The 6,586-nt window shown below is 47.1% G+C and carries 9 protein-coding genes; all 9 read left to right on the top strand.

Annotated features, from left to right (window positions below):
• Positions 1–8: 8 nt before the first annotated feature.
• On the top strand, positions 9–170 hold the full coding sequence (locus IQ254_RS34060; protein ID WP_369011295.1) for an HNH endonuclease: 162 nt from the start codon (positions 9–11) through the stop codon (positions 168–170).
• 248 nt (positions 171–418) lie between these two features.
• A complete protein-coding gene (locus IQ254_RS28720) occupies positions 419–775 on the top strand; it encodes a hypothetical protein (protein WP_193969574.1) in 357 nt (118 codons plus the stop codon).
• A 61-nt stretch (positions 776–836) separates the two neighbouring features.
• A complete protein-coding gene (locus tag IQ254_RS28715) occupies positions 837–2,270 on the top strand; it encodes a hypothetical protein (RefSeq protein WP_193969573.1) in 1,434 nt (477 codons plus the stop codon).
• A 36-nt stretch (positions 2,271–2,306) separates the two neighbouring features.
• Positions 2,307–2,582: a BrnT family toxin gene (locus IQ254_RS28710; RefSeq protein ID WP_193969572.1), complete on the top strand. Its 276-nt coding sequence runs from the start codon at positions 2,307–2,309 to the stop codon at positions 2,580–2,582.
• Positions 2,566–2,811, top strand: a complete 246-nt coding sequence (locus IQ254_RS28705; RefSeq protein WP_193969571.1) for a hypothetical protein — start codon at positions 2,566–2,568, stop codon at positions 2,809–2,811. Before IQ254_RS28710 ends, IQ254_RS28705 begins: the two co-directional genes overlap by 17 nt.
• Positions 2,812–3,096: 285 nt before the next feature.
• On the top strand, positions 3,097–4,077 hold the full coding sequence (locus IQ254_RS28700; protein ID WP_313887600.1) for an AraC family transcriptional regulator: 981 nt from the start codon (positions 3,097–3,099) through the stop codon (positions 4,075–4,077).
• Positions 4,078–4,184: 107 nt separating this feature from the next.
• Positions 4,185–5,054, top strand: coding sequence for an NAD(P)H-binding protein (locus tag IQ254_RS28695; RefSeq protein ID WP_193969569.1), 870 nt, complete (start codon positions 4,185–4,187; stop codon positions 5,052–5,054).
• A gap of 11 nt (positions 5,055–5,065) precedes the next feature.
• Positions 5,066–5,431: a DUF4345 domain-containing protein gene (locus IQ254_RS28690; RefSeq protein WP_255527040.1), complete on the top strand. Its 366-nt coding sequence runs from the start codon at positions 5,066–5,068 to the stop codon at positions 5,429–5,431.
• A gap of 128 nt (positions 5,432–5,559) precedes the next feature.
• Positions 5,560–6,054, top strand: coding sequence for a DUF1772 domain-containing protein (locus IQ254_RS28685; protein WP_193969567.1), 495 nt, complete (start codon positions 5,560–5,562; stop codon positions 6,052–6,054).
• Positions 6,055–6,586 lie beyond the last annotated feature (532 nt).

Genomic DNA, 6,586 nt, shown 5'->3' with positions numbered 1-6,586 from the left:
AACGGGTCATCCGTCAGCAATCCGCGACATGTCCCAACTGTGGCCAATCTCTGTTCAATGGAGAGGATGTCCACATCCACCACAAAACACCGCGCAGTCAGGGAGGAACCAACCACAGCTCCAATTTGGTGGCCGTCCATTTGGTCTGCCACTCTCAACTGCATCGATGAGCGATTGAGATTGCTTGAGCCGTATACAGTGAAAGTTGTACGTACGGTTCTGAGGGGAGGGAGGGGGCCATATCTAAAACCTTCTCCTTTACCCGACTGCTTCATCTCTTAGTGGGGAGCGTCCTTACAGACTGTTGGCACGTTTCAAACTCAGCACCGATGCCATCTGTAAAGAAGTCTTTGAAGGTCGCTAGAGTGTATGTGTTATAAATTGACAAGGATTTGTAATCAACAGGAACACTACCAACATGGAATTATCTGTACTAGCTTTGCAAGCCGCTAATATTGCACTCTGGGCAATTGACAAGGTTTCTGGTGGAGCCTTAGAGAAGGCTGGAGCAGATGTTCTAGAGTTTTTGACAAAAAGATTTCAAGGCAAGCTTCAAGTTAGAGGTACTAAACCAGAGCTTTTGGAAGCTGCGATTTTAAGTGAAGCGGAGTGGGATGGAGAGTTTCGGAACAGCCTCGAAAAGTTGGTGAATCAGTATCAACAAATACAAAATAACTCTGTTTCTCAAAATACTCAATCAGGTGTAAACGTTAATGTTGGAAATAATCCAGGTACGGTGATTGGACAGCAAATAGGTCAACAGTTTTTTCGTTAACCAACTCTTTCTCGACCTAAAAAGCTCAGATTTAGAATCTAATAGTAGCTTCGTCAGAAGATTGTTCAACTACATTAAAGTAGTTGGTTTTTTGGTATGTGCTCTGATTTTCTGGTTTTTATTTGGTTGGCTAGCTGATTATTCCTTTCCTTTTGGTCAAGCTCTAGAGCTAATGTTTGCTTGCTTTAAGGGAACTATCTCAGCAAGGATCAATAGCTTCCAACAACAATTACAAAGAACAGATATAGTTTTTCAACCAGATAATGAAAAACAAGTTCAAAAACTAAATAACCTAGAGTCTCAAGCCTGGTTATATGAGGGAATTTTAGAGCGCCTTGGTGCAGATCCTTCTGCCAATCATGAAAAAATTGCAAGAACGCTTGAGGCATTAGAATATAAAAGAAGTGAAATTCTACAAGAGTTAGAGCCTCGAAGACCTCGTAGCTATCAAGTTCTAGCGGGATTACAGGATTCTACTCGCGCTTTTTTGGCTAGTCAAGCCGAGAAAGACTATGAACAACTTCAAAAAATTGTAACTAATTTAGTTGTTTTTACAAGAAGTCGCCAACCTTCACAAATTGTTCTTTCAGAAGTTATCGATAAATTGGCTACGGAAATAGCACAAAGTACTAATCAGATTAGCCCTTATCGTCTCCGTCTTGCTTATAGACTCGATGAGTTGATGAAGGTTTTATCGACAAAACTAATTTTAAGTTCTAATGACTCTAGAACCGATGGTAACTACCAATCAATAATTAGTGAGTTGCGTTCTCGCCTAAATCTTCTATCTAGAGAGTTCAATAATTTACTTAGAGCCAAGCAAGAGGATAAAGATGAGCTAGATAAGCGTGTACAAGAAATTTCTAGTCTTTCAAGAAATATTTCTGATCTGCATAAAGAAATCTCTAATCGTGATGCAGACATGGTAGCCTTACAAAGAAATATTCAAGATCTGACGAAAACAATTCAAGATAAACAGAGTCAGATAACTAGTCTAAAAAATTCAATTTCTGACTTAAGAAGAGATATTCAAGGTGCAACTGAACTTGACCTTGAAAAGCAAAACCGCATTGATAATCTACAGGCTCAACTATCTCAATTAAGTCAGCAAAAATCAGATCTACAGAAGAGAGTTCAAGATCTCTCTACTTTCGCTCAAAAAAAGCTATCTGAGCTTGAAGAATTACAAAATGACAAATCTCAGTTAAGCACTCAAAAATCTGAGTTGGAGAAACAATATCGAACATTATATCAATACTATCAGCAGCAACAGACTGAAATAGCTGACTTAAAAGCGCAACTTTCTCAGGTTAATCGCTCACAATCTTATGTTCCTCCACAGCAGTCTACTAAGCCAATAGCGACCAAAAGTACAATTTCAGCTGAGGATTATGCAAGAATAGCCAATCAGAATGATTATTATTATGTTCCAGCTTATAGGCGAAAAGATGGAACTCCTGTAAGAGGGCATTATAAAAGGTATCCAAGAAAATAAACTTTAGAATATGAAAAAAGGCAGAGACTATCCTAAATGGAATTTGAATGGAACCCGGACAAAGCAAAACTAAATCTTGAAAAGCATGGTGTTTCCTTCCAGGAGGCTGCAACCGTATTTAATGACTCTCTATCCGTAACCTTCCCTGATCCTGATCATTCCATTGGAGAAAACCGCTACGTTATCATTGGTATATCTCGATTTGGGCAACTTTTAGTTGTTGCACATACTGACCGAGGAGAAAAAGTACGAATCATAAGTGCCCGAAAAGCAATCCGGCAGGAAAGGAGGTTCTATGAAGAAGGAAATTGAGAACGAAATGGAAGATGAATTACGTCCTGAGTACGACTTTGCTCAAATGCAGGGAGGTGTTAGGGGTAAGTATGTTGAGCGATACCGTTCAGGGACAAATTTAGTGCTTCTAGACCCCGATGTTGCTCAAGCCTTTCCTAATGATGCAGCAGTGAACGAAGCATTACGCCTTCTAATGCAGATTGCTCAACGCCAGCAGCCCAACACTATGGTGCAGCGGACGGAATAAAAGTTATGGGCAGGAGTTCAAGTTTTCTAACCGCCGCTGACCTGTGCCGTTAGGCATCTCCGTCTTTTGGTGCAGATGTCATGCATCGCCCATTATCAAAGTCTGACTTAACGCAAAAAACTTATCATTGCTGTTTGTTCAGATTTGTCACTAATTCTGAAATTATCTGGTCGCCTCTGTTGAATAGAAAGTTCTGATTAAAATTGAAAAGTCATTGCCTACGGATAACAGCAAAAGAGATACTTTCGTTAAATGGGACAAATTACCTCATTGTTCGTTAGGAAAGTGGTTGGAGAAGTCGAAGCTGATCTCGACAAGGATGCCCTGCTGAGATCGCTCGGCATTGAGCCTAACAGCCCCGTTGATCCTTCACAGATGGTGTCTGATACAGACTACTACGCCTTTCTGGAAAAGATTGCGGTAGCCGAAACCAACGGCACGACGCTGCCACTCAGAGCGGGGGCAGCGATGCGCTGCGATGATTACGGCGCTTTTGGCTTAGCGTGGAAATCAGCAACGAATCTGCGAGGTTCTTATGAGCGTGCTGAACGCTATGCCCGTGTGCTGACGAGCGTTTCAACCTATGAGGTGGAGCGGGCAGAGCAGGGTGCGTTCATGCACCTGCATCGAGGGGGCGATCGCCGCCTGGGGATGCGGATTTCCAATGAGGCCACGATCGCCAGCATCGTCTCCATCAGTCAACAAGTTTCCACCCAGCCGTTCACACCGCTGGCTATTTACTTCAAGCATCCAGCACCCAAAGACCTTGAGGGGCACGAAGCCTATTTTGGCTGTCCGATTCACTTTGACTCAGATAGAGATGCGGTGTTGGTTTCCCATGCATCGCTACAAACCCCTAACCAACTCGGCGACGAAAGCATTTCCCAGTTTTTTGATACCCATCTTGAGGCTGAGCTTTCTAAGCTGGCAGACCCCAATGCCCTCGAACATCGGGTTCGTATTCACGTTTCTCGATGCTTGAGTGAGGGCGTACCCACGATCTCTGATGTCGCGGGGCACTTCAGCATGAGCGGGCGCACATTACAACGCCGACTATCGGAGCTGGGCTACTCCTATCAAACGCTGGTAGATGCGTCACGGCGTCAGTTAGCCGAACGGCTTTTGCAGCAGACCAACTATTCCCTGGCGGAAGTGGCTTTCATGACGGGTTTTTCTGAGCAAAGTGCCTTCACGCGGGCATTCAAGCGCTGGGCAGGGCAAACGCCGCGATCGTTTCGCCTGAGTCCCCCCGCCAAACCGGATTGAATTGACCTTGGCGCGTCAGGTCAAAATTTCGGCAGCGGCTGTCAAGAAATGCCTGGGTCAGACTTCCTATAGTGAGCTTGCAGTTAACCCGCGAAGGGAAGCAAGCGATGAACACAATTCAAGATCAAACTCAAAATTTAAGCGGAGTAACCCTCGTTCTCGGCGGCACTGGCAAGACGGGCCGACGGATCGCCGCTGCCTTACAGTCAAAGGGCGTACCGACTCGGATCGGTTCGCGCTCAGCTACTCCAGCTTTTGATTGGCACCATGAAGCCGGATGGGATGCTTGCCTGCAAGATGTTGAGGCTGTCTACATCAACTACGCGCCAGACCTGGCCATGCCAGGCGCAACGGATGCGATTCAGGCCCTTGTCGATCGTGCTAACCACCATGGTGTCAAGCGGCTGGTACTCTTGTCTGGCCGGGGCGAAGCCGAAGCCCAAGCCTGTGAGCGGATCGTGCAGGAGAGCGGTGTGGCATGGACGATTGTTCGGGCTAGCTGGTTCAACCAAAACTTCTCAGAGGGCGCGTTTCTAGAAATGGTCATGGCCGGTCAAATCACGCTCCCGGCAGGGGACATTCCTGAACCCTTTGTCGATGTGGACGACATCGCTGAGGTCGCCGTCGCTGCGCTTACAGAGCCGGGGCATGCCGGAGAAGTCTACGAAGTCACTGGCCCTCGCCTGATGACCTTTGCGGACATTGCTGCTGAACTGTCACAGGCCACTGGCCGTGAGATCACCTATATTTCCGTTCCCCACGACGCCTTTGTGGCTGGCGTAAAAGAATCCGGTGCGCCCAAGGAAGTGGTTTGGATGTTGGACTACCTGTTCAACACGGTGCTGGATGGCCGCAACGCCCACCTCACCGATGGTATTCAGCGCGCCTTGGGCCGCCCACCCAAAGGTTTTGCTGAGTATGCCAAAGCGGTTGCTGCCACAGGTCTATGGAGGGAGGTTGCCCTAACTGTCTCATGATAAATCGGATTTTGCTGGCCGTTTCTGGAGTGATTCTGCTCCTAGTCGGAACTGCGACGTTGTTGCAACCTTATGCTTTCTTTGCCACAGAGGGCATCAAGTTAGGAAACGACCCCGGTTTATTGTCAGAGATCAGGGCTCCGGGTGGTCTGCTGATCGGATGTGCGATCGCTATCTTGCTGGGTACCTGCCGGCAGATGATCACCCAAGCCCCACTGATGCTGAATGCGATCGTCTATGGTTCGTTCGGTCTCTCGCGGCTGCTCAGCATGGTGCTGGACGGGTTGCCGTCTGCCCCGCTGATGGGAGCGACGGCTGTAGAACTGGTCATCGGCGGGGTATGTGTCGTCTCCCTGTTGCGTCTCAAACCGAACTAATCGACTTCAGGGCAGTGCGATCTGCTTTCGTGATTTGCTTTCAGCAACGCTTCGCGAACGCGCTGCCCGTACCCTAACCATCCGGAAGCATTAACTAACCGAACCACACATTACTAGGAGGATAAGTCATGGATCTGCTTCAAATTGCATTAACACTGACAACATTACTGTGTTCTCTGGTTGCAGGTTTTGTGCTGGCTTTCGCCATTGTTGTGATGCCAGGCATTAGAAACCTGAACGACCACGATTTTCTTCAAGCGTTCAAAGCGATCGATCGCGTCATTCAAAATAATCAACCGATCTTTAGTTTGGTCTGGCTGGGATCAATTTTGGGGTTGGTAACGGCAGCATTGGTTGGCATTATTCAGTTCGATGGCATCAATCGCTTTCTCATTGGTATGGCTGCAGCTATTTATTTGATCGGCGTCCAATTGCCCACATTCACCATTAATGTGCCGCTGAACAATCAGCTACAAATGCAGAAGCTTGATACGATGACTGACCTTGCATTACGAGAAGCCCGAGTGAATTTTGAACCGCGTTGGATTCAATGGAACTCTATCAGGACTATCTTCGCAGTTCTCACGTCAGTGCTATTGATCAGCCTGGAACTTGAGCTTTGATAGATACGGTGTAGAGAGCTTTGGCTCCCGGATACCGTAGTTACCCGCGACTACTTTCGTCATGATATGGAAGTATTGAAAATTGCCTGCGGTATGGGTTCGACTGCGATCCTTCGTTCTCATGCAAAGCACATCCGCGCCATTGATTTCTCAGCAAATATAATGACGATAGCGCAAGCGCTGACTTGTCAGTTCGCCCAGGGCAAAGCCTAACAACGCCCATGCACACCGACCGTCTAGAGGGGATCGGTATGAGGCCAAGGCTATCTGCGGCGGATGATGGGCACGTTAGGTGCGCGACTCGAAAGTCGTTCGGGGGAGTTGGAAAGGACTCCAAAATCCTTTCCCTGCTAGTGTTCAAGCAGATGTCCGCCTCGGAATGTTCAACCCGTAAGGGGAGGGCAGTAAGTAGCTAGGCGCAATTAAATATAAAACGTTCCAGCGGATAATCACCGGCTTTACTGCGGGCTTCCATGCCGTCAATGACGGTCATGGCTAAGTCATATTCATTATCAAACATCTGGCCCGCAAT

Source organism: Nodosilinea sp. LEGE 07088, from assembly GCF_015207395.1.
Classification (GTDB): Bacteria; Cyanobacteriota; Cyanobacteriia; order Phormidesmidales; family Phormidesmidaceae; genus Nodosilinea.
Note: the sequence above shows the minus strand (reverse complement) of the source record. Positions and strands in the feature narration are given on the sequence as shown.